Source organism: Rhodococcus sp. LB1 (assembly GCF_001583455.1).
GTDB classification, from domain to species: Bacteria; Actinomycetota; Actinomycetes; order Mycobacteriales; family Mycobacteriaceae; genus Rhodococcus_F; species Rhodococcus_F opacus.
Genome location: NZ_LTCZ01000388.1, coordinates 1 through 628, shown reverse-complemented (window position 1 = coordinate 628; position 628 = coordinate 1). Strand labels below are relative to the sequence as shown.

Here is a 628-nt window from a genome sequence, read left to right as displayed (position 1 = left end):
TGCATCGCGGAGACCTACTGCCGGTCGCTGCCGCTCGATGACCACATTCCGAGGATCATGCGGAAGGCCAAGCTGGCCGGTCGAGTCCTGTCCCAGGTCACCGTCACCGACGACGTCCCGGTCGCACTGGTGCACGGCTCACACCTGGCGGCAATCGGTCAGGACACCTGGCTGACGAAATGCGACCCCGTCGACTACCGGATCACCCGGGACTGGGCGGCATCGATCCTGCACGGGACCGACGGGGTGCTCGGGATCAAATACCGGGCACGCAACGACGAGGACAGGTTCTCCGTCGTGATGACGATCAAGCCCAATGCCGGTGTGGGGCTNNTCGATGACCGCGCCGGGGTGGAGCTGGTCAGATCCCATCTCGCAAAATACAACGCAACCGTCATCTAAGCGTCTACGTCGATCTCCCACTGCCTGTCACCGGCGTTGGGCGTGAGACAAACCCATGAAAAGCCAACCGTCAGTACAGTATTGTTCCCTGCCTACCAACGAGACCATGACAGACCACCTGCAGAAGGACATCCATGGGACGCTCGAAGAAAGCAACGCAGGCCGCGAAGAAGAGGCGGAACAAGGCCAAACGACAGACCCGTGGCACAAACCCGATCGCGAACGC

The 628-nt window shown here is 61.5% G+C and carries 1 protein-coding gene; it reads left to right on the top strand.

The features are described from left to right. Positions 1-3: 3 nt before the first annotated feature. A complete protein-coding gene (locus AZG88_RS36450; RefSeq protein WP_442971765.1) occupies positions 4-402 on the top strand; it encodes an RES domain-containing protein in 399 nt (132 codons plus the stop codon). Positions 403-628: the final 226 nt, after the last annotated feature.